The 26,162-nt window shown below is 45.0% G+C and carries 20 protein-coding genes; 14 read left to right on the forward strand and 6 right to left on the reverse strand.

Annotated features, from left to right (window positions below; genetic code table 11):
• Positions 1 to 105: 105 nt before the first annotated feature.
• Complete coding sequence (gene bcp, locus WH96_RS17010; protein WP_047765416.1) at positions 106 to 570, reverse strand: thioredoxin-dependent thiol peroxidase; 465 nt, start codon at positions 568 to 570, stop codon at positions 106 to 108.
• A gap of 470 nt (positions 571 to 1,040) precedes the next feature.
• On the opposite strand from bcp, the gene WH96_RS17015 reads away from it, so the two are divergent.
• Positions 1,041 to 1,973 carry an MBL fold metallo-hydrolase gene (locus WH96_RS17015; protein WP_047765417.1) on the forward strand — a complete coding sequence of 311 codons (933 nt, stop codon included), beginning with the start codon at positions 1,041 to 1,043 and terminating at the stop codon, positions 1,971 to 1,973.
• A gap of 43 nt (positions 1,974 to 2,016) precedes the next feature.
• Here WH96_RS17015 and WH96_RS17020 read toward each other — a convergent pair whose 3' ends face one another.
• Positions 2,017 to 4,974 carry a bifunctional [glutamine synthetase] adenylyltransferase/[glutamine synthetase]-adenylyl-L-tyrosine phosphorylase gene (locus tag WH96_RS17020; protein WP_047765418.1) on the reverse strand — a complete coding sequence of 986 codons (2,958 nt, stop codon included), beginning with the start codon at positions 4,972 to 4,974 and terminating at the stop codon, positions 2,017 to 2,019.
• A gap of 129 nt (positions 4,975 to 5,103) precedes the next feature.
• Between WH96_RS17020 and WH96_RS17025 the strand changes: the two genes are divergently transcribed.
• Positions 5,104 to 8,421, forward strand: coding sequence for a YhdP family protein (locus WH96_RS17025; protein WP_047765419.1), 3,318 nt, complete (start codon positions 5,104 to 5,106; stop codon positions 8,419 to 8,421).
• A gap of 105 nt (positions 8,422 to 8,526) precedes the next feature.
• Here WH96_RS17025 and tyrS read toward each other — a convergent pair whose 3' ends face one another.
• Complete coding sequence (tyrS, locus tag WH96_RS17030; RefSeq protein WP_047765420.1) at positions 8,527 to 9,795, reverse strand: tyrosine--tRNA ligase; 1,269 nt, start codon at positions 9,793 to 9,795, stop codon at positions 8,527 to 8,529.
• 189 nt (positions 9,796 to 9,984) lie between these two features.
• Here tyrS and WH96_RS17035 point away from each other — a divergent pair, with 189 nt between their 5' ends.
• On the forward strand, positions 9,985 to 11,055 hold the full coding sequence (locus tag WH96_RS17035; RefSeq protein WP_082130552.1) for an anhydro-N-acetylmuramic acid kinase: 1,071 nt from the start codon (positions 9,985 to 9,987) through the stop codon (positions 11,053 to 11,055).
• Positions 11,056 to 11,311: 256 nt separating this feature from the next.
• On the opposite strand, the gene WH96_RS17040 is transcribed toward WH96_RS17035, so the two are convergent.
• Positions 11,312 to 11,773 carry an Lrp/AsnC family transcriptional regulator gene (locus WH96_RS17040; protein ID WP_047765421.1) on the reverse strand — a complete coding sequence of 154 codons (462 nt, stop codon included), beginning with the start codon at positions 11,771 to 11,773 and terminating at the stop codon, positions 11,312 to 11,314.
• A 293-nt stretch (positions 11,774 to 12,066) separates the two neighbouring features.
• Between WH96_RS17040 and WH96_RS17045 the strand changes: the two genes are divergently transcribed.
• The 7 genes from WH96_RS17045 to WH96_RS17075 all read left to right on the forward strand — a co-directional run bounded on the left by WH96_RS17045 (position 12,067) and on the right by WH96_RS17075 (position 19,990).
• Positions 12,067 to 13,647, forward strand: a complete 1,581-nt coding sequence (locus WH96_RS17045; RefSeq protein WP_047765422.1) for an ABC transporter substrate-binding protein — start codon at positions 12,067 to 12,069, stop codon at positions 13,645 to 13,647.
• A gap of 133 nt (positions 13,648 to 13,780) precedes the next feature.
• Positions 13,781 to 14,761 (forward strand): ABC transporter permease, encoded by a 981-nt coding sequence (locus tag WH96_RS17050; RefSeq protein WP_047765423.1) that lies wholly within the window; start codon positions 13,781 to 13,783, stop codon positions 14,759 to 14,761.
• Positions 14,761 to 15,675: an ABC transporter permease gene (locus WH96_RS17055; protein WP_047765424.1), complete on the forward strand. Its 915-nt coding sequence runs from the start codon at positions 14,761 to 14,763 to the stop codon at positions 15,673 to 15,675. The genes WH96_RS17050 and WH96_RS17055 overlap by 1 nt, the downstream gene beginning before the upstream one ends.
• Positions 15,675 to 16,655, forward strand: a complete 981-nt coding sequence (locus WH96_RS17060; RefSeq protein ID WP_047765425.1) for an ABC transporter ATP-binding protein — start codon at positions 15,675 to 15,677, stop codon at positions 16,653 to 16,655. The genes WH96_RS17055 and WH96_RS17060 overlap by 1 nt, the downstream gene beginning before the upstream one ends.
• Positions 16,652 to 17,614, forward strand: coding sequence for an ABC transporter ATP-binding protein (locus WH96_RS17065; protein WP_047765426.1), 963 nt, complete (start codon positions 16,652 to 16,654; stop codon positions 17,612 to 17,614). The genes WH96_RS17060 and WH96_RS17065 overlap by 4 nt, the downstream gene beginning before the upstream one ends.
• A gap of 68 nt (positions 17,615 to 17,682) precedes the next feature.
• Positions 17,683 to 18,585, forward strand: a complete 903-nt coding sequence (locus WH96_RS17070) for an MBL fold metallo-hydrolase (RefSeq protein ID WP_047765427.1) — start codon at positions 17,683 to 17,685, stop codon at positions 18,583 to 18,585.
• A gap of 199 nt (positions 18,586 to 18,784) precedes the next feature.
• On the forward strand, positions 18,785 to 19,990 hold the full coding sequence (locus WH96_RS17075) for a pyridoxal phosphate-dependent aminotransferase (RefSeq protein WP_047765428.1): 1,206 nt from the start codon (positions 18,785 to 18,787) through the stop codon (positions 19,988 to 19,990).
• A gap of 126 nt (positions 19,991 to 20,116) precedes the next feature.
• Here the strand turns inward: WH96_RS17075 and WH96_RS17080 are convergent, their stop codons facing one another.
• Positions 20,117 to 20,770 (reverse strand): alpha/beta hydrolase, encoded by a 654-nt coding sequence (locus WH96_RS17080; RefSeq protein WP_047765429.1) that lies wholly within the window; start codon positions 20,768 to 20,770, stop codon positions 20,117 to 20,119.
• 255 nt (positions 20,771 to 21,025) lie between these two features.
• On the opposite strand from WH96_RS17080, the gene cysE reads away from it, so the two are divergent.
• The 4 genes from cysE to WH96_RS17100 all read left to right on the forward strand — a co-directional run bounded on the left by cysE (position 21,026) and on the right by WH96_RS17100 (position 24,960).
• Positions 21,026 to 21,802 (forward strand): serine O-acetyltransferase, encoded by a 777-nt coding sequence (gene cysE / locus WH96_RS17085; RefSeq protein ID WP_047765430.1) that lies wholly within the window; start codon positions 21,026 to 21,028, stop codon positions 21,800 to 21,802.
• A gap of 110 nt (positions 21,803 to 21,912) precedes the next feature.
• Positions 21,913 to 22,383, forward strand: coding sequence for an Rrf2 family transcriptional regulator (locus WH96_RS17090; RefSeq protein ID WP_047765431.1), 471 nt, complete (start codon positions 21,913 to 21,915; stop codon positions 22,381 to 22,383).
• Positions 22,384 to 22,587: 204 nt separating this feature from the next.
• On the forward strand, positions 22,588 to 23,700 hold the full coding sequence (locus tag WH96_RS17095) for a cysteine desulfurase family protein (protein WP_047765432.1): 1,113 nt from the start codon (positions 22,588 to 22,590) through the stop codon (positions 23,698 to 23,700).
• Positions 23,701 to 23,775: 75 nt separating this feature from the next.
• Positions 23,776 to 24,960, forward strand: coding sequence for an aminotransferase class V-fold PLP-dependent enzyme (locus WH96_RS17100; protein WP_047765433.1), 1,185 nt, complete (start codon positions 23,776 to 23,778; stop codon positions 24,958 to 24,960).
• Here WH96_RS17100 and WH96_RS17105 read toward each other — a convergent pair.
• A complete protein-coding gene (locus tag WH96_RS17105) occupies positions 24,957 to 26,162 on the reverse strand; it encodes a DegT/DnrJ/EryC1/StrS family aminotransferase (protein WP_047765465.1) in 1,206 nt (401 codons plus the stop codon). The genes WH96_RS17100 and WH96_RS17105 overlap by 4 nt on opposite strands.

Genomic DNA, 26,162 nt, shown 5'->3' on the forward strand with positions numbered 1-26,162 from the left:
ACACAATCATTATGTCAAAAGGATGACACCAATAAATTTTTGGTGAATACGCTGAGTATAATAGCTTCTAGAATTGGTGAAGCAGTACTTATAATCATTGCTGATTTAAAGAGCCTCAAGAGCAGATTTGACTTCTTCGACGTGGTTTTTCACTTTCACTTTACGCCAAATTCTCTGCACGATCCCTTTGGCATCAATTAAAAAAGTAGCTCGTTCAATGCCCATGTATTCGCGGCCGTAGAGTTTCTTTAAAATCCAGACGCCATAGGCTTCGCAAATCTCGCCATCCAGATCTGCGACAAGATCAAAATTCAAGGTATTTTTTGCGATGAAGTTGTCATGACGCTTCACGCTGTCTTTTGAAACACCAATGACCTTTGCATTTAGTTTTGTGAAATCTGGCTGTGCATCCCGGAAATCACATGCTTCTGTGGTACAGCCGGGCGTGGAATCTTTCGGATAAAAATAAAGAACAACGGCTTGTCCTTTAAGCGAGCTTAAGGATAACTCCTCATTACCTTGAATAGGGGCCGTAAAATCCGGGGCAAGATCACCGATTTCGAGCGTCATTGTGGATTCCTTTTAAACTGAGACTCTTTGATATCTATCGCTTGTGTCGTGCTATGGCAAGACTTGCAGCAGGTCGCTGAAAACTAGCATTGAAGGGGGATGAATGATCCGATGATTTTAAGATTTAAAGAACACTGATTACATAATGCACTTACTAAGATTACATAATGCACTTACTAAGCGATTTTTTTGTCGGTAGGAATTATGCTTTCTGTGATTTCATAACTTTTAATATGTCAAAAGTCCTCAACTAGCCATGACTTACTTTTTTGATACATAGTTCTCCATTAGGTCGTTTTATTAACTCTTTATGTGTCTGTCGATACGACTCTGGCCACTCACAAAAGTTCACAAAAAGTATCGTTATCGTGAGTTGTAAAAGGCATGCAATGAAAGTTATCGTTCTTTGTAATCAAGAACATCTGAAACGCAGAATCTCATCATACATCTTGTCAAAATGAGGCTTTATCATGTCAGTCGAATTCTCTCGTCGTGCTCTGCTTGGCGCAGCTATGGCTCTTCCATTTACTCTACCTACAGGTTCTGTATTGGCCAAAGGGAACGTTTCTCCTGCAAATAGCACCTTTGCTCGCAGTTTCTCGATTGGAAAATTTGTTGTATCAACCATTCTCGATGGTTCGACTTTGCGTGATGACGCAAGGGATTTGTTTAGCATAAGCACCACAGCTGAAGAATTTGACTCCGTGTCCGCTTCAAATTTTTTATCAACTGAATCTTTCCAGCTCTATTTTACTCCGACATTGGTTGATACAGGCACAGAGCTAGTACTTTTTGATACTGGTTTAGGCAATGGAGGTATTCAAGCTGGTCTTTCCGAATTGGGGGTTTCTCCAGAGCAGATTGATATTGTAGTAATTACTCATATGCATCCCGACCACATTGGCGGCTTGGTGACAGACGGTGAATTTACATTCCCCAATGCACGTTTTGTCACTGCGGCAACAGAATATGACCATTGGTCAAAGTTTGATGATGACCACCGTATAGGTGGATTGGTCAAAACTAATGTGGTTCCGTTGGTGGAGAAAACATCCTTTATCCAGAATGGGGAGAGTGTTGTTTCCGGCATTACCGCTATCTCGGCACCGGGTCATACACCCGGCCATACAATTTATATGTTAGAAAGTGCAGGTCAGCAGCTATTACTCACCGCTGATATGGCTAACCATTATGTATGGGCTTTTCAGAATCCCGAATGGGCAATTATTTTTGATGGAGATAGAGACTTAGCTGCAAAAACACGCCGCAAGAATATGGATATGATGGCGGCGGATAAAATCCCGATGATAGGCTATCATATGCCATTTCCAGGTATGGGTTTTGTTGAGACGCGTGGTTCTGGTTTCCGTTTTGTGCCCGTGAGTTACCAGTTTACGATCTGACTTGATGCAAATTGGATTGAGAGTGTTTGATCACCTTTGGTTTTTATAGCTTTGATGATTTATCTGCAATTATCTGTTTGTAAATTCTTGATACGTGATTTTTTGTCTGGAAATACCGCTCCCTTAATTCTGGGAATCCTGGCTCATTACAGGCTTTTGCAAGGCGAAGTAAAACTTCGGATGATGTATTGTTTTCATCAAGAGCTTCGCCGATAGTCAATCGAAAGAGATTTTGCAACTGATGAAATAAATCAAAAGCATCGCTTAAATCAGATGTATCAGTCGATGAAATAAGTCCGGCTTTCCCTAATTGTTTGAAGGCCTGCTTGGTATTTGTGTTTAATATTGTCGAGTCAGAGTGTCCATGTCTTAACTGTAGATATTGGCTTAAAAATTCCAGGTCAATCAATCCTCCTTCGACAAGTTTGATATCCCATTCACTTTGTGCTGGTTTTTCCCGGGCAATTCTTTGTCTCATGTCAGCGATATCACCAACAAGCTTTTGCGGATCTCTCTCTATACAGAGTATTGACTTAATGACGCTATTGATCCGATCGCAAAACTCTTGATTATGCCCAATGGCTCTGGCGCGGGTTAGGGCCATATGTTCCCAGGTCCAGGCCTCGTTGAGTTGGTATTTTTCAAAGGCCTGAAGAGATAAAGCCAAAGGGCCGGACCCGCCTGAAGGGCGCAGGCGCATGTCAATTTCGTAAAGGCGGCCCTCTGGCGTCATGACGTTCAGGGCATTGGTAAAGCGTTGGGTTAACCTGGCAAAGTATTGTGTAGGATCAAGGGGGCGGTCCCCGTCAGAATGAGCGTCGACTTCTTTAAGATCATAAAGGCTGATCAGGTCAAGATCAGATGTGACCGTCATTTCCTGAGAGCCAAGTTTTCCCATTGCCAGAATAGCAAAATCACTTTGCGGGATGACGCCATGTCTTTTTTTCAACTCGTCTTTCACGTGAGGTAGCAAAGAGGTGATGCTGCTTTCTGCAATGTTGGAAAGATCTTTGCTGGAACGCTCGATGGAACAGGTTGCTCTGAGGATTTGAAGGCCGATACGAAATTTTTGATCGTTCGCCCATCGTCTGGTGTCGTCTAGTACATCCTGAAAATCTCTGGCCTCTTCAAGCGTATGTTCCAATTGATTCTGCAAAGCGTGTAACTCTGGCATTGGGGCAAAAAAATCATCGCTTAAAACGGCTTCTAATAATCCGGGTGAGTTGCTTAGGCGGTCTGCCAGAGCAGGCGCCGATCCCATGATTTCAGCTAAAAGATCCAACAGGTTGGGGTTGGTCTGTAACATGGAGAATAACTGCACACCTGTTGGCAGGCCGGAAAGAAAATCATCAAATTTATTCAAGGCGGTATCGGGCGTGGCAGAATTGCTGAATGCTTCCAGAAGAACAGGAACGATTTCAGTAATTAATCGCCTCGAACGATCAGACCGTACAGCCCGATATTTCCCCTGTTTCCATTTCGTTATAATCTGAAAAACACGCGCACCGTCCTGAAAACCGATTTTTTCAAGCTCTTCGACAAGTTCTGGTGCCGCCTCGTGCCCCGTAAAAACAAGATTTTTTGTGGTGTTTGGTTGTGTATGCTCTTCTTCAAAGAGTGCGGCGTAATGATTTTCAACGACATGCAGATGGTTTGATAGCTCCTCGCTGAATTCATCGACACGATCGTAGCCAAGGAATGCGGCAATATCAGCCAGGCCTCCATCACTATCGGGTAGAAACTGTGTCTGTTGGTCGTCCACCATCTGTAACCGGTTTTCGACACGGCGTAGAAACCAGTAAGCTTCGGTCATGTCGTGGAGAGCTTTGGGGGATATCAGGTGCGCTTTATGAAGCTGTTCCAAGGCATATACGGTAGAATTGCTTCGCAGATCCTGATTACGCCCGCCCCAAATGAGTTGCTGGGTTTGAGCAAAGAATTCGATTTCGCGAATGCCGCCCCGACCAAGTTTGATGTTATGTCCTTTGATGGCAATTTTGCTGCCTCCTTTGTGGGCATAGATCTGTCGCTTGATACCGTGAATGTCGTTGATCGCTGCAAAATCAAGATGCTTGCGCCAGACAAAGGGCTTTATTTCATTGATAAAACGCCGACCTAATTCTTCATCACCGGCAATTGGGGCCGCCTTGATCATGGCGCACCGTTCCCAATTCAAGCCAGTGGTTTCATAATAAGTCATAGCGGCATTGAACGAGAGAGCTAAGGGGGTGGCGCTGGGGTCTGGTCTCAGACGCAAGTCGGTGCGGAATACATAACCGTCTTTTGTCCTGTCATCCAGACAACGTACAAGATCACGTGTCAGCCTTACCATACCTTCTTGCACCCCACGATTATGCAGATAGACAATTTTTTCGGGATCATAAAGAATGATGAGGTCGATATCGGATGAATAATTCAGTTCCCAGGCACCGAGTTTTCCCATGGCCATGACCACATAACCACAGTCTTCTTCTGGTGTTTCCGGATTTTTAAGTTCAATTTGCCCGCGCTTTTGTAGTTCCAGAAAAAGATGAGAAACTGCTGTGGAAATAGCCGTCGAAGCAAAGCCGGTGAGTTCTTCTACGACCCGGCGATCAGTCCATTGACCTGTGATATCTGCAAAACCAATGGCAAGTGATGCTCTTTTTTTTGCCCGGCGTAGTTCGCTCATAACCCTTTGACGATCTGTGGAAATTGCGACGTCTTGCAAAAGGTGATGATGAATTGTTGTCAGACTTTTTTCAGGTCCCTGCTTTAAAAGTTGGCAAAGGAATTCCATATCCCCCAAAAGGCAATCGGAAAGATAGGGGCTGTTTGAGAAGACGGATGCAAGCAGCGATTTCACTTTCGGAATCTCTTGGAAATGGATAAGATCCTGCTTTAAATCAGAATTTTCGATACGCTCGATACGTTCGTTCCAATTAGAAAAGCCGAGTTCGGCCCTGCTGGAGCTGGATATTTTGGGTAATGTTTCTTCGGAATAGGAAAATGAAAGTATCATGAGTGCCGCTAGCTTGTTTCGAGTACAGTGCAAAGGCTGTAGAAAATGGTCAAGAGTAACCGTTCGTAAATATATGCCCTATTCTAATCGCCTGACAACTGTTGTGCTTGAGCGGAGCTCTTTCAACGTATGATTCGTAAAATATCTGTAGTTATTCTGGAAGTTATTGCAGCCTTGTTAGTGCTGTCTGCTGTGCTGGCAGGTATTGCTATTTGGCGCCTTTCTTCCGGTCCTGTTCAACTTGATTTTCTGACCCCCTATGTGGAAGAGGCTTTTGCCGATCCAGATCGGGAAATACAGCTGGATGTGGATACAACCGTTCTCGTTTGGCTGCCGAAAGAGCGAGCTATTGCTATACAGGTTGCCAATGTACGCCTTCTTGATAGCACGGAACGTGTGATTGCTGCGATTCCTTTGATGGGAATTGATCTGGATGCTGGCGCATTAGTCCGCGGAAGTGTTGTCCCCACCGGGGTTGATATTATTGGCCCAGAGCTAAAACTTGTTCGGGCCGAAGACGGCCACTTTGAAATAGATGACACGCTGGATAGCGGTGATGACGAAAATGGTCAAAGCTTTGGCGAAGCGTTGCCGGAAATTCTCGATAATCTTATGGCGGAACGCGAAGCCGGGCATCCGCTTGCCTATTTCAATCAACTGCAAATTGTTGGCGCCAAAATGCAGATTGATGATCGCAAGTTGGGGATGGTTTTTGAGGTTCCCTATGCAGATATCAGCATTCGTCGCGATAAGCTCGGCCTACAGGGTGATATTGCTTTAACCGTTGATATTGCAAGTGAAGAAGCGATTTTAAATGGCGCCTTTGTTTATGATAGCGAGCTTCAGGTCGTTGATCTTGCTTTCCAGATTTCGGGTATAAATCCACCGACATTAGCACAGTTGGATCCTGCTTTATCGGCGCTGGAGACGGTTGAAATACCTCTTGCCGCCTCTGTTGCAACTTCTGTTAATGTGTTGGGAGAGTTTGGCCGCAGTCGATTTGAAATTTCTGGTGGTAGCGGCACGATTGAAATACCAGATTTAAAAGTACCTCAGCTCCCCGTTCAGGGACTTTTTGTTAAAGGAAGTTATAGCCGCAGTAATCAAAAGCTCACGGTGGATAATGCTGCGATCAACTTTGGGATAGAAGGAGAAAAGGGGCCGCAGCTTTCTGTGGCGGGTTCTGTTTCCGGGCTGGATGGTGACATGCAGGTTCTCGCTGGCGTAAAAGCTGTTGAAGTTCCTGTGGATGATCTGGCTCTCTATTGGCCGGAACCCATGGCTACTGATGCGCGGGAATGGGTTACGGATAATATTAAAACAGGAATTGCAGAAGAAGCCGTGGTTAAAGCGGTTCTGGATATTCCTGCCGGTGATTTTGATCAGGCCAAGTTGGTATCTCTGGACGGCAGCATGAGGTATCGCGATTTGGATGTGCATTATCTCCGTCCCTTACCCCCGGTGCAAGGTGTGGCAGGGACGGCCAAAGTGCGTGCAGATGGGCTTTCTCTGTTCACAGAAGGTGGCAAACTCGAAGATATGTCGGTTCTGCCTTCTACGATCGAAATAACCGGGCTGGACATCGAAGAAGAACATATTGCTATTCAAACTGCCGTTGAGGGGCCAGTGAACACCGCTTTATCCATTCTGAATAGTGAAAACCTGCGACTGATTGATGAGCTGGGCATCAAGCCGGAAGAAACAAGTGGAAATGCGGCGGTTGCGGTTGATTTTGCATTTTTGTTGTTAAAGGACCTCAAGTTCAAAGACATGTCCATAGATGCTTCGGCAGAGATAAAAGAAGCCCGGATTGGCAAGATCTATAACGGACATGATGCAACGGATGGTGACTTGAAACTCAATGTCACAAGAGAAGGAATGCATGTAACTGGACCGCTTTTATTGGCTGATATTCCGATGACCGTGGATTGGAAAGAACAGTTTGGCAGCGAGGTCACGGTTCGAACAAACCTGAAAGCCGATATTCCGCGTATTGAACCGGATGGTCTATCTAAACTGGGAATTCCGGTATCTGATTATTTGGAGGGCCCTGTTTCGCTTTCTTTGGCTTTGGAAAATAAAGTTGATGATACCGGCGTTGTTCAGATCGCAGCTAATTTACAAGATGCTCTTTTAAAAATCGAAGATTTGAATTATTTCAAACAACCGTCAGATCCTGGACAAATACAGGCGATTGTTTCTTTGGTTGATGGTGAAGCTGTTCACATCAACAGCTTTAACCTGGAAGCAAATGATTTTGCTGCTACGGGGGAGTTATCGTTAACTGAGGGCAAGATTGCGCAAGCAAATCTTGATCAGTTTCAGCTCGGCAAGTCTTTGCTGACAGATGTACAAGCCGATCTATCCGCTGACAAACCATCAATTGTTATTGGTGGGGGAGTATTGGATGCTGAATGGTTTATTGGTGAAGGCGGCGGGGAAGATAATGCGACAGGAGAGATTGGTGAGACCAAAGGGGACCCCGATGCTGCTGGTGAAGAACAGAATGGTGATGCGACCAAGGTTGAAGATGACACTGTTCCCGAGGAAGCAAAACAGACGGCACCAATTAGTGTAATTGCTGAAAATCTTGACGCCATATATATGGCGGAGGAACGTTTCTTTCGGAATGCATCTTTGTGGCTTGATAAAGAACCAGAAGGTTGGAAACGTATGCAGTTCTCTGGGGAAATCCCCAAAGAGCTCTGGTATGCAGAGGGCGCGAAAGCGACGCCGGAAACAGAAAATGTCAAACGTACTTTCTCTATGGCTTATCAACCGCTTGAAGATGGGCGCCAGGGGTTGAATATTACGGCAAATGATTTCGGGGCCATGTTGCGGGCACTTGATGTGCTGGATACGGTACAGGGTGGTTCACTTCAAATCTCAGGAATTGCCGAGAATTATCACAGCGAAAGCCTGCTGAAAGGAAATATTGAAGCTCGGGGATTACGATTGGTCAAGGCGCCAACACTTGCCAAGATGTTGGCTTTTGCTTCTTTGACCGGGCCTGTGACAACTTTGACTACCGAGGGTATCGCTTTTAACGAACTCAAAGGTGATTTCACGCTCCAAAACGGTTTGCTTCGTAGTGATCTTATCAAACTCTATTCGTCTTCTATTGGCCTGACGGCCAAGGGCGAAGTTGATACCAACAGAAAGCTGGTCGCGGCGAATGGCACAATTGTACCCGCCTATACGATTAACCGTATTATCGGGGGTATTCCTATATTGGGGGATATCCTGACCGGTGGAGACGGACAGGGGATCGTTGCCTTTAATTATAGTTTGAGCGGCGACTTGGAAGAGCCAGAGGTTTCGATCAATCCGCTTTCCGGGCTGGCCCCGGGGTTCTTGCGAAATATCTTTGGGAACACGACGCCAACAACAGAGAAAGATCCTAAGAAGAAAAAAGAAATTCTGGATGAGCCAAAGCCAGAAAAATAGCCAGAAAATAGCCAGAAAAGAGCACTCTCTGAGATACCCTCTACGATAAAGGGGCTGCGATTTTCGCAGCCCCTTTATCTATTCTTTTGTCATCAAAATTCTAAATTAAACAGGTTTTACCAGAATGTGTCTTTTCTTACCTGCGGAAATTTTGATTGACCCTTCGTCATTCAAGTCTGACAGGCTGATTGCAAGGCTGTCGTCTTTGATCTGAGTGTCATTTAGGCGACCGCCACCGCCTTTGATCAGTTTGCGCGCTTCGCTATTACTGTTTGCAAGACCGATCTCTTTAAAGAGCAAGAATGCCGGAATGCCTTCTTCCAAGCGTGATTTTTCAATGTCGTGGCTCGGAAGATCAGCACTCATGCTACGCTCTTCAAAGGCTTTACGTGCTGTTTCCGCTGCTGCTTCAGCGGCTTCAAGGCCGTGACACAGTCGGGTTGCTTCTGTTGCCAGAACCTTTTTGGCTTCGTTGATATCTGCACCTTGCATGGCTTCCAGCTTTTGAATTTCCCCTTCGGAAAGTTCAGTGAAAAGGCGTAGGAAACGGCCTACATCGGCATCTTCGGTATTGCGCCAGTATTGCCAGAAGTCATAAACGGACAGACGTTCTTCGTTGAGCCATACGGCCCCGCTGACCGTTTTTCCCATCTTGACGCCGGATGATGTGGTCAATAGAGGAGAGGTCAGGCCGTAAACTTCGTTTTGACTGATGCGACGGGTTAAATCCACGCCATTAACAATGTTGCCCCATTGGTCTGATCCACCCATTTGCAGCAGGCAATCCTGACGTTTATTCAGTTCCATGAAGTCATAGGCTTGCAAAATCATATAGTTGAATTCCAGGAACGACAGGGATTGTTCACGGTCCAGGCGCAGCTTGACGGAATCAAAGCTCAGCATCCGATTGACCGAAAAATGCACACCATAATCACGCAAAAACTCAAGGTAATTGATGTTATCGAGCCAATCGGCATTGTTGACCATAACCGCATCTGTTGGGCCGTCACCAAAGGTCAGGTATTTGGAAAATACCTTTTTGATGCCGTCCATGTTGTGCTGAATTTCCTGCTCAGTGATGAGCTTGCGTGCTTCGTCCTTGAACGAGGGATCGCCAACTTTACTGGTGCCGCCGCCCATCAGAACGATCGGTTTGTGGCCGGTTTTCTGGAGCCAACGCAGCAACATGATCTGAACTAGACTGCCGACATGCAGAGAATCTGCTGTGCAGTCAAAGCCGATATAGGCTGCCACAGGACCTTTTTCGAGTTTTGAATCCAGGGCGTCCATATCCGTACATTGATGGATATAACCGCGTGCGCTCAGTTCACGAAGGAATTCTGAACGGAAGTCGGTTTTTTGTGGCGCAGTCATTGTAACTCTCGCTTGTTTCGAAAAAGGTCATATAAATCGTGGACAAGAGACAAAGAGCCTCTTGCCGTAGCCGCTGGGATTTACCACAATCATTTCCCATAAACAATGGATCAAACAATTGGCCCCGAGAAAACCGGGGTGAAGCAGTGGGCTGAAAGCTCATCAGGTAGCAAGGATAAGGACAGATATATGGGTGCAGACAAATGGCTTCTGGGGTTGATGAGCGGAACGTCCATGGATGGTATTGATGCTGCCCTGATCAAAAGCGACGGCCAGACCGTAACAGAAACCGGCGCGACGTTGAGCTACAGCTATACCCCTGAACAACGGGCCCTACTAGAGGCTGTTATGGGCGAGGGAAAGGATGTTCGGGGTGTCGAGGCACAGATGACCCGTTGGCACCATGACGTTGTGATTGCGTTACTGGGGAAAGCTAATCTTGTCCCGGATGACATAGAGCTTATCGGCTTTCATGGACAGACAACTTTTCATGATCCATCCCGACGCATTACAATCCAGATCGGGGATGGTGATCTGCTTGCCAAGCTGTCTGGTATCCCTGTGGTGAATGATTTTCGCAAAGCTGATGTGGCAGCTGGTGGTGAAGGTGCTCCCTTTGCCCCTCTTTATCATCAGGCATTGGCCGGTGATTTGGCAAAGTCGCTTGTGGTGCTCAATATCGGTGGTGTTTCCAATATTACTTATCTGGGACCAGATGGCACTGTTCTCGCCTGTGATACTGGTCCTGGGAACGGATTGATTGATGACTGGGTGCAACAGCATTTTGGCAAGTCGATGGACGAAGGCGGTAAAATCGCAGCTAAAGGGGAGGTGAATGAAAAAGCATTGGGTATAATGCTCGACAACTGTTTCTTTGATTTGGCTCCACCAAAATCACTGGATCGATATGACTTTAATCTGGATGCGGTTCAGAAACTCTGTCCCGAAGATGGGGCTGCAACCCTGACGGCATTCACGGCTGCGGTGAATGCAAAAATTGTTAGCTTTCTACCTCAAGAGCCCGAACGTTGGGTGGTGACTGGCGGTGGTCGACATAACCCCGTTCTGATGGAGGCGTTACGATCAGCCTTGGGCGTGACGGTTGATCCTGTGGAAAGCCTGGGATGGGATGGTGATGCACTGGAAGCACAAGCCTTTGCCTTCCTTGCCAAACGCAGCCAACTGAAATTGCCGTTATCCCTGCCAACCACGACCAAGGTTCCAGAACCTTGCCTTGGCGGTGTGTTGCACGCCGCTTAAAGCGGAAGTTATGTCAATCAAAATGGCTCATTTACGCATTTCTCGTGCAATTGATAATCTGGATGAGATCGTCCGTTTCTAGGGGAAGGGCTTGGTTTTGGCGTTATCGCTTCTTTTAAAGATCACGATGGTTATCGGGGTGTCTTACAAAGTACACGGTGGAGATGCGTAAAAGCAAAAATAACGATTGAAAATATTTTCTATTCATCTGTTTTTTTGGACGAGAATATATCTCGATGCTAGCCTAAGAACGATACTATATATGTACTGATCTGTTTTCAGCGATTGCCTCCATGGAAAAATAGGAAGTCACTTTTTCTAGTTTCGTTTTTTGAATAAGACGCTGATAAATTTTATCGTAACTAACCATGTCTTCTGTGATCACTTTTAACATGTAATCATAGTCGCCGCCGATCCTATAGAAATCAGCAACTTCAGGTATGGAAATTACATGAGAACGGAAGGCTTTTAGCCATTCTGATGAATGATTCTGTGTTTGTATCATCATGAAAACAACCAAGTCCAGACCAAGCATTGCCCTGTCTAAAACCAAGCGTCGCCCTTCAATAATACCAGATTGTTCGAGTTGCTTTAAACGTCTCCAACATGCGTTTTGGGACAATCCAACTTGATCCGCAAGCTCACGTTGTGAGTAATCAGGATTGGTTTGCATTATCCTTAATAGACTTAGGTTAATGTGATCGATTTTTATGTTCATAATTCTATCAATATCACAAATTTTAACAAAATAAACTATAAAATAGGTGAACTTTTCTTAATTGATTTGGATATCATTTTGGTGTCCCTAAAAATTGCAATGACGCTTCCCTAATACTTCAGCGCTCAGATAACGAACGATTTAATTATCTGAGCGCTGATTTTTTGAAGTTGAGAAATCATAGCACTTTACTGGGAAAAGGGCTCGTTTTGGCCATCTAAATATTTGAGAACTGTGGTTCTTAACAAACGAAATAATACGAGGGTAACTCGTAAGGTCTTGGGAGAAAGATGATGAAATTCAAAGAAACATTACTCGCGACTGCTATATTGTTTAGCGCGGGCGCATCTGTGAGTGCAGAGACGTTAAAATGGGCTAGAGCTGGCGATGGTTTGACACTTGACCCTCATGCTCAAAATGAAGGGCCGACAATTACTTTGCAGCGACAGATCATGGAGCCTTTGGTTGCTCGTGATATGAGAGGTGTTTTAGTGCCTGCTCTTGCGACAGAGTGGGACCCTTCTGATAAAGATCCGAATGTATGGGTTTTTAAGTTGCGTCAAGGGGTGAAATTCCATGATGGAGCCGATTTTGATAGTGAAGATGTTGTTTTTTCTCTTAAAAGAGCAATGAGTGATGAAAGTAACTATCGAGAGGTTTTGGCTTCAGTTGTCGATGTAAGAGCACCAGATAAATTTACGGTTGAGATTATTACCGATGGTCCTAATCCGATTATGCCAAATAATCTTACTAATATGTTGATTATGGATAAGGATTGGGCCACCGCAAATGATGCGATAAAAGTTCAGGACTATGAAGGAGGACAAAGTACCTATGCAGCAAAAAATGCGAATGGTACTGGTGCCTATAAGCTGATTAGTCGTGAACCGGATGTTAAAACCGTGATGGAACGTTTTGACGGTTATTGGGGAGTTGAGCAATTTCCAATGGAAGTTTCTCGCCTAGAATATATCCCTATTCAAAATGCAGCGACACGTATAGCGGCTTTGCTGTCTGGTGAAGTTGATTTTATACAAGATGTTCCGGTTCAAGATATCGATCGTGTCGTTGATGCTGATGGCCTTGATGTCAGAAGAACGTCTCAAAACAGAGTTATTTTTCTGGGGATGAATCAAGGTGATACCGACCTGAAAAATGATAATGTTGACGGGAAAAACCCGTTTGCAGACGTTCGTGTTCGTCGCGCGATGAATATGTCTATTAATCGTCTGGCCATTCAAGAAGTTGTTATGCGGGGCCAATCAGAACCTGCGGGCATTATCCTGCCGCCATTTGTACATGGTTGGGTTCCTGAGCTAGATGTGGTTCAAGATCCAGACATAGAAACAGCTAAAGCTCTTATGGCCGAAGCTGGGTATGCGGATGGTTTCTCAATTAAGTTAGATTGCCCAAATGATCGTTATATTAATGATGAAGCTATTTGTCAGGCAATGGTCGGTATGCTTGCGCAAATCGGAATTAAAGTTAACCTTGATTCAAAACCAAAGGCTCAACACTTCCCGCTGATTAACAATCTGGAATCAGATTTTTATATGTTGGGTTGGGGAGTGCCTACGTATGATTCTGAATACGCCTTTAATTTCCTTGTTCACAGTAAAGGCGAAGCATACGGTTCCTGGAATAATACAAGGTATTCCAACCCTGAAATTGATGCCGAAATTGAATCTCTTGCCAGTGAAATCAGGCTTGATGTTCGTGATGCGTCAATTCGAAAAATCTGGGATCAGGTTCAAGAAGATGTTTTGTATCTTCCAATCCATCATCAGGTTTTGAACTGGGGAATGAAATCAGGCGTTGATACAATTGTCGACCCAGAAGACAGCCCCAAAATCAAATACTTCTCGTTTAAGTAGTTTGACTACATCGGTGCACCCTGACCATTGGGGTGTGCCGTTTAAAGTTTCATAAATTCCTTTATGCAGAAATCTTGGAAGATGACTGTATGAAGCGTTTTATTGCAACTGTTTGGCGGGAGTTAATCAAACAATGTTAGCATATATAATTCGTCGCGTATTCCAGTCGGTAATAGTACTTCTTGTCGTTGGCTTGGTCGCATTTGCAATGTTCCGGTTTGTGGGTGATCCAATTGAAAACATGCTGGGGCAAGAACGTACGCAAGAAGACGTCGAGCGATTACGTTCAAAATTAGGACTGGATCAGCCTTTTGTTTTTCAATACTGGAAGTTTTTGAAAGCTGCGGTACAGGGTGATTTTGGAGTAAGTTACCGACAAGGCCGCCCCGTCGCCGAAATCCTGATTGAACGTGCGCCTTCAACGTTGGAGTTGGCGGCCGTTTCAGGAACTCTCGCGATGCTGTTTGGTCTTGGCCTTGGTGTTTATACAGCGATAAAGCGAAATGGCTGGGTGAGCAATCTCATTATGACGACATCTCTTATTGGTGTGTCCTTACCTACCTTTCTCATTGGTATTTTATTGATTTATGTTTTTTCAGTAGAATTGGGATGGTTGCCATCTTATGGGCGAGGGGAAACAGTAACTGTTGGTAGCTGGTCAACAGGGTTCTTAACCTCAAGTGGCTTAAAGGCCCTTATACTGCCAAGTATAACACTTGGGTTGTATCAAATGACCTTAATTATGAGGTTAGTTCGTTCAGAAATGATGGAAGTATTGCGAACTGATTATGTTCGTTTCGCTCGTGCGCGTGGTTTGCGAGAGAGTGCCGTTAATTTTAAGCATGCTCTGGTCAACACAATGGTACCGGTGACAACAGTGATTGGTTTGCAGCTTGGAAGCATTATTGCGTTCGCAATTATCACTGAGACAGTTTTCCAATGGCCTGGTGTCGGGTTGCTTTTTATCAATGCGGTACAGTTTGTCGATATTCCGGTGATGGCAGCTTATCTCATGTTAATTTCAGTCCTTTTCGTTGGCATCAACCTTGTTGTTGATTTGCTTTATTTCATTATTGATCCGCGGTTGCGAGCTAACGGAGTAGGAGCCCACTAATGAATAAGATAATTGATGCCTGGCATTCAGATCTGGCTTGGAATTTTCGCAATTCGCCAGTAGCAGTAGTTTCTTTTGCTTTGGTTTTTGTACTGGTTCTTGCGGTGATTTTTGCACCGGTAATAGCCCCTCATGATCCCTTCGATCCTTCAACCCTGAACCTGATAAATGGTTTTTCACAACCCATGACGCCGAATACCTATACAGGTGATGTATTCCTGTTGGGGTCAGATGATCAGGGCAGAGATGTTTTTTCTACCATTCTATACGGAATGCGGATTTCACTTTTTGTGGGTGTCTTTGCCGTTGCGTTTGCAATGATACTTGGAATCACCCTCGGTTTGATTGCCGGTTATGTGGGGGGGTGGACTGAAACGATTATCATGCGAATAGCTGATGTACAGTTGACATTTCCTTCCATTCTTGTGGCGATGCTCATTTTTGGAATTGTCAAAGGTGTAATTCCCGTCGAGCATCGTGACCAGATGGCAATTTGGGTTCTTATTCTCGCGATTGGTCTTGGGGAATGGGTACAGTTTGCTCGTGTGGTTCGTGGTGCAACTCTGGTTGAAAAAAATAGAGAGTATGTTCAGGCGGCTCGATTAATTGGCCGGGTTAGATGGGTTATTATGATCCGACACATCTTGCCTAATGTTCTATCACCAGTATTGGTTATTGCGACGATATCACTGGCCCTGGCAATTATTGCCGAAGCTACGTTGAGCTTTTTGGGTGTGGGTGCCCCACCAACACAACCGTCATTGGGAACACTTATTCGTATTGGACAGGGTTTCTTGTTTTCCGGTGAGTGGTGGATATTACTTTTCCCAGCTCTCACACTTCTAACTCTTGCGTTAAGCGTAAATATGCTGGGTGACTGGCTGCGCGACGCTTTAAATCCGAAGTTACGCTAATGACTGAACCTATTTTATCTATTCGTAATCTCGTTGTTGAGATTAAAACGCGTCATGCAATTTTAAAAGCTGTTGATTGTGTGAGTTATGATATTGCACCCGGCGAAATTTTGGGTGTTGTCGGAGAAAGTGGCGCTGGAAAATCGATGGCGGGTAATGCTGTTATTGGTTTGTTGAGCAAGCCATTTAGTGTCGCTGATGGTGAAATCTGGCTGAAAGGGCGACGTATAGACAATTTGTCTCGTGAAAAAATGCGACGTTTACGTGGCAAAGAAATTGGAGTGGTATTTCAAGATCCTCTGACTTCTCTTAATCCCTTGATCCGGATTGGTGACCAGTTAGTTGAAACAATCATGGAGCATCTTAAGTTAAGTAAAAAGGAAGCTGAACGACGGGCTATTTCTGCTTTGGAAGAAGTAGGAATTCCTGCCGCGGCCAAGCGTGTTAACAGCTATCCTCACGAGTTTTCAGGTGGTATGAGGCAGCGAGTTGTCATTGCCTTGGCCTTGTGTGCTGAACCTTCTTTGATTATTGCCGATGAACCAACCACGGCACTTGATGTTAGTGTTCAGGCTCAAATCATTGCTTTGCTTAAACGGCTTTGTCGTGAACGCGGTACCGCCGTGATGTTAATTACGCATGATATGGGGGTTGTCGCAGAAACTGCCAATCGCGTGGCTGTTATGTATGCCGGGCGTTTAGCCGAGATTGGTCCTGTGCGTGACGTTTTAACCAATCCGAAACACCCATATACAGACGGGTTAATGGGCTCAACACCTGCGGCGGCAATAGGGCTGGAAAAGTTAAGGCAAATTCCTGGATCAATGCCTCGATTAGCTCGCTTGCCAAAAGGATGTGCCTTTAGTCCGCGATGTAATAGAGCAACGGATAAATGTGTTCAAGATCCACCACCAGACTTAACCGCGGGTGAAGGGTATGCCGCCTGTTGGTATTCATTAAAGACGGAGTGTACAGGATGAGCACATTAGTCTCAGTTAAAAATCTTTCCAAAGTATTCGATGTTTCAAAACCATGGCTTAATCGGGTCATTGAAAGATTACCAAAAGCTCATTTGACAGCAACGTCAGATGTTGATTTCGATGTAGAAGAAAACGCTGTTTATTCTCTGGTCGGCGAAAGTGGTTCCGGAAAATCTACGATTGGTAAGATGGTTGTTGGTTTATTGCAGCCAACAGAAGGGAATGTAGAAATCAACGGGGTTGATCTGGCCTCTGAAACCGATATTGAAATTATCAAACAGTCCCGAACTGATATCCAAATGATATTTCAAGACCCTTATGCATCAATGAATCCTCGGTGGAGAGTCCGGGATATTATTCTTGAGCCTGTTGTCGCAAGTAATGGTGATACCGAAGGTTTAGCAGAAAAGTTGCTTGAACAAGTTGGATTAGCTGCTGAAGATGCGACGAAATTTCCTCATGAATTTTCAGGCGGACAGCGGCAGCGGATATGTATTGCGCGGGCATTGGCGTCTGCGCCAAAGCTTATTGTTTGCGATGAACCAACCTCGGCTCTTGATGTTTCTGTTCAGGCACAGGTTCTGAATTTAATGGATGATTTAAAATCAGAACTGGGGTTGACCTACTTATTTATTAGTCATGATCTGACTGTTGTAAGGCACATATCTGACCGGATTGGTGTTTTGTATTTAGGCAGACTTGTTGAAGAAGGAACACCTGATCAACTTTTTGATGCGCCCAAGCATCCTTATACACAGATGTTGATTTCATCGGCGCCTAAAATCGATGGGTTTGGTCGGGAAGTTGATCCCCCGCAAGGGGAAATTCCTGATCCAATTGATCCTCCCTCAGGTTGTGCCTTTCATCCCCGTTGCCCGATAGCTACGGCAAAATGTAAGTCGGAACGTCCGGCCCTACGTGAATTGGATGATAATCGAGTTGCCTGTCACTTGGCTTGAGAGAAAATCTCATAAAATACCACTAGACCTCTTTGGGGGTTGAGTGGTGATTTATTGGAGTAATAAAATTGACAATAAATACAGGATTATCGAGTTGGCGCTCTAAATCTAATCATAATAAAATGATTGAGCTTCAGAAATCTGAAGACACCCCGGGTAAAGGGGATGTTGAAATTTCATATTTTGGTGGGTCAGCGTTCAGAATAAGAACCCCGATGGGAATTTCTTTGATGATCGATCCTTGGCGCAATCTACCGACAGGAACGTGTGATTGGTTCTATCATGACTTTCCAATGACGGAAGTTGATATCGGCGTTTCAACGCATGCACATTTTGATCATGATGCTTTGCATAGATTGGATGCGAGCATTCTATTGGATCGTTTGATTGGCTCATATGAATTTGGTGATTTGAAGATCACGGGTATCGCAGATAAACACGCAGTAGATGCGACCTATGCCCCTTATGATTTCCATCAACTAAATCACTATTTTGGGGGGAATAATATTCTTCCCCCGAATAATGCACGCAGTTGGGATAACTGTATGCTTCTGATCGAAGTGGAAGGTTTGCGGATACTACATTGGGGGGATAATCGTCATAACTTACCCAACGATTTATGGAAGAAAATAGGGCGCGTTGATATTTTACTCTTACCTGTAGATGATTCCCAGCATGTATTGGGCAATCCAATGGTTGATCAAATCATTGAAAAGCTAGCCCCAAAAATTGTGATACCCCACCATTATTTCATATGGAATATTGTGCAACGTCAAAGCACTCTATTTTCCGCTGACAAGTGGTTAGAGACGCAAGTAAATGTTTGTAAATTGGAAGAGCCTTCAAATATTTATACCTTACAAAATTTACCTGAGAAAACACATATCCACAGCTTTGGAGAGAACGTGGCCTTTGATGTCACAGCATGGCACAAAGAAAACGGGCAAGCAGTTAAGAATGTAGCATCTTAATCCTCTCGGTTATCGGCCAGCATGTTTCTGGCGCACTTTGCGAAAATTTCATAAAGAAGCTTTTAAAAATCAGAATGCCTCAATAATCCGTATGAGGATCAATTTTGTTCTGATTTTTTCAAGCGATAATTTTCTGCGTCTCGGATTTGAACACCTGGTTATCAAAAATAATTACAATGTCATCATGGAGTACGCCTAAATGTCTGCACAAGCATCTGTTTTAAAACAATTTCCGCCAATGGGAATATACGAAATTCTGTTCAGTTTTCTGGATACAACGAATTCTTACCTTGGTACGAATGGAACACATCCATGGGCGCAAGGATTTCCATTAACATCACGTTTGCCTGGTGCACCTGCTTTACCAGATAATGTGAGTTTTTCCTCTGCTGATATGAAATATCCGCCAGCAACAGGAGCACCTGAATTACTCGGTGTGATTCGTGATTATTATAACCACTATTATGGTGCAAAAATTACGACTGATAATATTGCAATTTTCCCAGGCGGACGCCCCGCGATCTTTGCGATATTATCTTTCTTGAATAAAAATAATGAGGTCTTGATTGAAGAAACCGAGTATACGCCTTATTTCGATGTGCTGAAACTTCTTGAATGCCAGACGAAGTTGATCCCGAGTAATGAAGCAAACGGCTTTCGCCCTACAATAACAGATTACAAGAGAGCTTCATCTGAAAGCGATGCCTCTAAATTTGTTATAAAAAGTAATCCTTGTAATCCTACGGGCGTAACCTGGATCGAGGATGAATTAAAAGAACTTGTCGAATTTTGCTCGGGCGATGATCATGGCGGAATTATCGATGAGGCTTATGAGTTTTTTCATGATCCTAAGCCCGTCAGTGCTATTGAACATGTTAAAGATTTGAACGAAACAAACTTGTTTATAGTTGGCGCGGCAACCAAAGGACTTCAGGTTCCGGGAATGAGAACTGGTTGGGTTATTGCTTCTGAAAAAAATATTGAAATTTTTAGAAATTATTCGTCATTAGCATTGGGAGGTGTTTCAAGAGCATCACAGATTTATGTCTCCAAAATGCTGGGCCTTGATAGGGTAGATCAATCAAGAAAGGCTGTTGGAAATTATTTTAATGCTCAACGAAAGCGCTATCAAACTGCATTAGAAGAAATGGGGGTAACCCTTTATACGGGGCCGGGTGGTTTTTATCATTGGGGGCGTCTTCCAAATGGCCTGAAGGCATCTGAACTTAATACCCGTTTATTTAAACACAATGCGGCGATATTGCCCGGCACACTTTGCGATATGGCTCGTAGAGGAGATGATGGACCTATGGGGGAGCTTTTCCGCTTCTCGTTCGGCGCTCTTCTTGAAGAAGAATTTGACGAAACGGTCAAAATTTTAAAGGACTGTATCACTGAAGGATAAGTAACATCTTTTTTTGAGCATCATCAAAAAAGGCCGCCGAAAGAATAAACCTTTCGGCGGCCTTTTCATATCTTCTTGAAGAAGAATATATCTAGCGCGAACGCTTCAACATTTATTCTTCAGCCCTTATTCTTCAACTGGGGCAACCAAGCGCTGGCTGACATAGTCTTGAATATGGCTGTCGATGATTTCCATTTCGTTTTCGAAATAGTGCCCGGCGGTTGGCTCAACGCGGTAATCTATCGCGATACCTTTCTGAGCGTTTAGCTTATCAACCAGTTTGGCCGTGGCAGATTCCGGAACAACATCATCGCGTTCACCCTGAACAATCAAACCTGATGACGGACAAGGGGCGAGGAAACTGAAATCAAACATGTTTGCCGGTGGTGCAATAGAGATAAAGCCATCAATTTCCGGACGGCGCATCAAAAGTTGCATACTGATCCAGGCACCAAAAGAGAAACCCGATACCCAGCATTGGCTTGAATTGGCATTAACAGACTGTAGCCAATCCAGTGCGGATGCTGCATCAGACAGTTCGCCTTCGCCTTCGTCGAAAGTTCCCTGTGAACGGCCAACGCCACGAAAGTTAAAGCGCAGAACAGAAAAGCCCTGTGCCTTGAAAGAATTGAACATCGTATAGACGATTTTGTTGTTCATCGTGCCACCGTGCTGTGGATGCGGATGAAGCATCAAGGCAATAGGCGCGTTTGGTGTTGGATTGTGAAAATAGCGTCCTTCGAGACGTCCTTCCGGACCGTTCAAAATAATATCAGGCATGCAGTCACAGTTCCCCTTCGTCGAATTTCGAGGCTTTATTTCAGCCGTGCATCTGTTTAGACTGACCAAAACATAAGTTCATAAACCAAGATGGGCGGTCCAAACACGATAGTTACACTTGACCCTGACGATCTTGATAATTATATCGCAGACAATGTGTAATGTGTTTTCAATGCATTGTATATAAGCCAGTGCTTGCTCTGAGCCAAATACCTTTTTCAATTAAAGTAAAAAGGTTCACAAGGAAACGACCCTATGTTCGACAGAATTAAGGCCGAAATTGATGCAACCATGTCCCGTGATCCCGCTGCGCGATCACGTTTGGAAGTGATATTGTGTTATCCCGGCTTTCAGGCCGTTACTCTCCATCGTCTGTCGAACAAGCTCTGGCGCGTTAATTGGCGCTTGCTAGCGCGCAGCTTGTCTCACATTGGGCGGGTTGTGACAGGGATAGAAATTCATCCCGGCGCAACAATCGGCAAGGGCTTCTTTATTGATCATGGCATGGGCGTGGTTATTGGAGAAACCTCGATCATTGGCGACAATGTGACGCTTTATCATGGCGTGACTTTGGGGGGTGTTGCCCCTAGTGTCGATTCTGACAGTCAACGCGGGACAAAAAGACATCCTACATTGGAATGCGGTGTGATTGTTGGGTCGGGTGCACAGGTTTTGGGTCCTATTACGGTATCCAAGTGTGCTCGTATCGGTGCCAATGCTGTGGTGACCAAAGATGTTCCAAAGTGCACGACTGTTGTTGGCATTCCGGGCAAGGTTGTAAATTCAGGTGCTGAGCAATCTGCGCCTGCATTAACAGTTGTGGAGAATCAACCCTTTATAGCCTACGGAACACCTACTGGTGATTTACCTGATCCTGTGGCAAAGACGTTGGAAGGCCTGTTGAATGAAGTCCAGTCTCTGCGTAGTCGGCTAAACGCGCTGGAAGGTCAGGACGATTATCAAAAAAATCTGCTGACAAAGTCGATTGAGAATGACAAGAATGATGACGTCGGAGAGAAAACTCCTTCGTAAAGAGAATGGTAGCATCGCTTATGAGACGATATCGTCGTGTTCTGGATCGCCGTGTTTTGGATCGTCGTGTTGTGCAACCAAACCATTCATAAAGTTAGGAGAGTAAGGCCGTGAAACTGAGCACTAAAGGTCGTTATGCCGTGATGGCAATGGTTGATCTGGCTCTTTATGCCAATGAGCGCCCTGTGTCCCTTGCAGAGATTGCGGACCGGCAAGAAATCTCGCTTTCTTATCTTGAGCAGCTCTTTGCGAAGCTTCGGCGCGAGAAGCTGGTAATGTCCATTCGCGGTCCCGGTGGGGGCTATCGCATGGCCAAAGAGGCAAAAGATACCGATATTGCCGAGATTTTCAAAGCTGTCGAAGAACCGATAAAGGCAACGGCTTGTAATCCTATGTCACCAGATGGTTGCCGTAGCGATAAGAGCAGATGTATTACCCACGATTTGTGGCAAGGCCTGTCTAATCATATTTATCGTTACCTTCACGGCGTATCGATAGCAGATGTGATTGAACGTCGCGTTGATCCGGGATCTGACATGTTTATGTCGCCTGAATCTAGTGATGGCGTCGCCGCCCAATAGTCAGGGCTCGTGCTAACTCTCGGCTGGAGTGATGCATTAGGATGATTTAGCGCGCGCCTTTATAATAATAGCTTAAACAAGGATCAGAATATTCGATGCTCTTTAGTTATTATAAGGCTAAATTCCCTAACCTAAGTCCAGTTTACTTATTTTAACGAGTTTACCTGTTTAAGCCGATTTACCTAATTTAAGAGACACCCCTTTATGAGCCGTACAATTTATCTGGATTATAACGCAACTGCACCGGTTCGACCCGAAGCCATTGATGCTGTTACGGCGGCGATGAAACAAACGGGCAATCCATCGTCAATTCACGCCTATGGCCGCGCCGCGCGTCGATTGGTTGAAGACGCCCGTGCCGAAGTTGCGTCGTTAATGGGAACGAGACCTGCAAGAATCGTTTTTACTTCAGGCGGAACGGAAGCCAATAATCTGGCTATACGTGGGGCAGAAAGATCCCGTGTTTTAATTTCCGCGATTGAACATGATTCAGTTTTGCAGGCCCATGCAGATGCTATCAGAATTCCCGTGGATCAGCAGGGACGGATTGATCTGAATGCGCTCGAAGAACTGTTGACTATCGATCCGGAAAATACGCTGGTCTCTGTTATGATGGCCAACAACGAAACAGGTGTCTTGCAGCCAGTGAAAGAGATCGTTTTTCTTGCACATGCAAAGGGGGCATTGGTTCATTGTGATGCTGTTCAGGCAGCGGGGAAGACAGCTATCAATTGTGAAGAATTGGGTATCGATTTTACAACGATTTCCTCGCATAAGATGGGCGGTCCTCAGGGTGTTGGTGCACTTATTCTTGGTAAAGGGCTAGAGATTAAATCCCAGCAACTTGGTGGCGGGCAGGAGCGTCGTCGTCGGGGTGGAACCGAAAATGTACCGGGTATCGCCGGATTTGGCGTCGCAGCTAAATTGTCCCTTGAAGGTTTGGCAGAAATTCAAGAAAAAGCATATCTTCGGAATGAAATGGAGCAAAAGATGCTTGCTGCTGCCCCCGGGGCGCGTGTTTTTGGTGTTGAGGTTGATCGGGTGCCTAATACAACAACCATCACAATGCCGGGTGTTCCATCTGATACACAGTTAATGGTACTGGATCTGGAAGGGTACGCTGTTTCATCCGGGTCAGCTTGTTCTTCGGGTAAGGTACAAACGTCCCACGTGCTGCAGGCAATGGGGGCCGATGAAAAAACGGCTGGTGAAGCGATCCGTATTTCGACTGGCTGGGCTAGTGCGGACACTGATCTGGACCAATTTGCAGATGCCTGGATAGCTCTTTTCAAACGCAAAGGAGAGCATCCAAGGTAACAAGATCAATATCGTTATCCTGCCTTAGTTATTGATGGCAAAGACGAATAGCCCGAAATTAATAATCAGAGTCCAATGTCAGAATTAAAAGCCAACCGATCAGAAAAGCCAATCTATCTTGATTATCAGGCTACAACCCCCACAGATCCTAGGGTTGTGAAGGATATGATGCCTTATTTTACCGAGAGCTTTGGTAATCCACATTCTGTCGATCATGCTTATGGCTGGGAAGCGGAAGAAGTTGTGGACAAGGCCCGTGAGCAGATTGCTGATGCGATTGGGGCTGATCCGCGGGAAATTGTCTTTACGTCAGGTGCGACAGAATCAAATAATCTAGCCATTAAGGGCACGGCGCGTTTTATTCGGAATAATCCCAAAGGAGCACCCCGCGATCAGGTTGTGACGGCAGTCACAGAGCATAAATGTGTTCTGGAATCTGTTACTCGTCTGGAACGCGAAGGTTTTGATATTGTTCGCTTACCTGTTGATGGTGGCGGCTTGATTGATCTGGGCCAATTGGAAGAAATCGTTTCCGAAAAAACAGCCCTTGTTTCATTGATGGCGGTAAATAACGAGATCGGCGTTATTCAAAATCTCACTCGTATTGGCGAAATTTGTGAAGAGGTTGGTGCTAAGTTCCATAGCGACGCAGCACAGGCGATTGGTAAAATTCCGCTGGATGTGAACCGGATGCAAATTGATCTAATGAGCATCTCGGGACATAAAATTTATGGACCTAAAGGCATTGGCGCACTTTATGTGCGCAGGCGTCCTCGCGTGCGGTTAGAACCTTTGATGGATGGTGGTGGTCAGGAGCGCGGATTTCGATCCGGGACGCTTGCAACACCACTTTGTGTCGGACTGGGGGCTGCGGCTCAATATGCAAACGAAGCTTTGTTTACAGAATATGACCGCCTGTCTTCTTTGAGTGCGCGGTTTAGAGCTGCCCTTGAATCGAAGATTGATGGTCTGCGCTTTAATGGCGATGAAGATCAACGAATTCCGGGTAATCTTAATGTTACCTTCGAAGGTGTTTCCGGTGCAGATCTTATGAAAGCGGCACCTAAACTGGCGTTGTCTATGGGATCAGCCTGCACATCCGCAGATCTGGATCCATCCTATGTTCTGAAGGCATTGGGACACAGCGATGATCAGGCTCTTGCTTCGTTACGCATCGGTTTTGGCCGCTATACAACAAAAGAAGAGGTGGATGAGGCGGTTGAGATTTTGGCTTCTACGGTAAAGAAAATGAGAATTTAACTGTATTTATTTGTCAATTTATGAACCTCGTCAGCTATAATCTCGATAATATCAAAGCAGTCCTCTTTTGAAAAAGTCAGAGGTACTCGCATATCGCATGTTTTTGACAAAACACGATCTGTATTTGGAAGATCAGCTATCTCGCCCAAATATTGCCAGGTATCATATTTGGATGTGAATGCTGTTGGTTCCGGGTTTCCAAACCATTTTAACTGTACCCCGCGATTTTCACAGCGTTTTACAAGAAGTGGGATATTGTCTTCTCTTATGCCTGATGCTTGAAACTGGATTGAAGACCCGACGAACTGTTCACAAGGTTCACGTTTTACCACTTTTAGCCCTGGTATGGCTCTGAAACCCTCTTCAAGAGCTTCATAAAGTGATTGCCAACGAAGGATATTTTCTTCCAGTAAAGGAAGTTGTGCTCTTAAAATTGCAGCCCGAATGTTATCAAGCCGCGCTGAACAGTTTGGACTCTCCAGTCGTACCTTTTTGAAAATATTTTCCGAAGGGATAGCCCCATGGCTTCCGTAAAGCATGTAAGATCCTGAATTGACAATGGCTCTTGCTGCGAACTCAGGATTGTCGGTTGTTATAAATCCGCCTTCACCTGAATTGAGATGCTTATAGGTTTGTGTGGAAAAACAGGCGATATCACCGAAGTTACCGGACCGTTTACCCTTCCATTTTGCCCCCATCGTGTGGGCGCAATCTTCTATTAACGTAATGCTATACTTTTTACAGACAGCGACAATACGTTCCATATTGGCAATATGTCCGCGCATATGGGAAAGCATAAAGTACTGTGCGCCACTATCTTTGGCTTTTTCTTCCAAATCATTAATATCTGTATGCCAGTTATCATCTATATCAACAAAGACAGGGATGCCGCCTGTAGCGTGAATTGCACCTGGTACTGGGGCTAGTGTGTAAGCATTTGCCAACACTTTTGTGCCTGGCTTTACCCCTGCAGCTCGCAAGGAAATTTGCATTGCCTGTCCGCCGGATGTTGTTGCAAGGCAATATTGTGTTCCTTGCCATTCAGCAAATTCTTTTTCTAGCATGCTGGCGTCTGATATTTCCCCTTTGATTGTATTATATCTATGTAATCTGCCGGTTGCCAAAATTTCTGTAATCCGGGAAATAGCTGCGGAGGGGACAGGTTCTTGTTGTGTGAAAGGTTTTGTGAAAACTTTGCTCAT

This window comes from Kiloniella spongiae, assembly GCF_001026905.1.
Lineage (GTDB): Bacteria > Pseudomonadota > Alphaproteobacteria > Kiloniellales > Kiloniellaceae > Kiloniella > Kiloniella spongiae.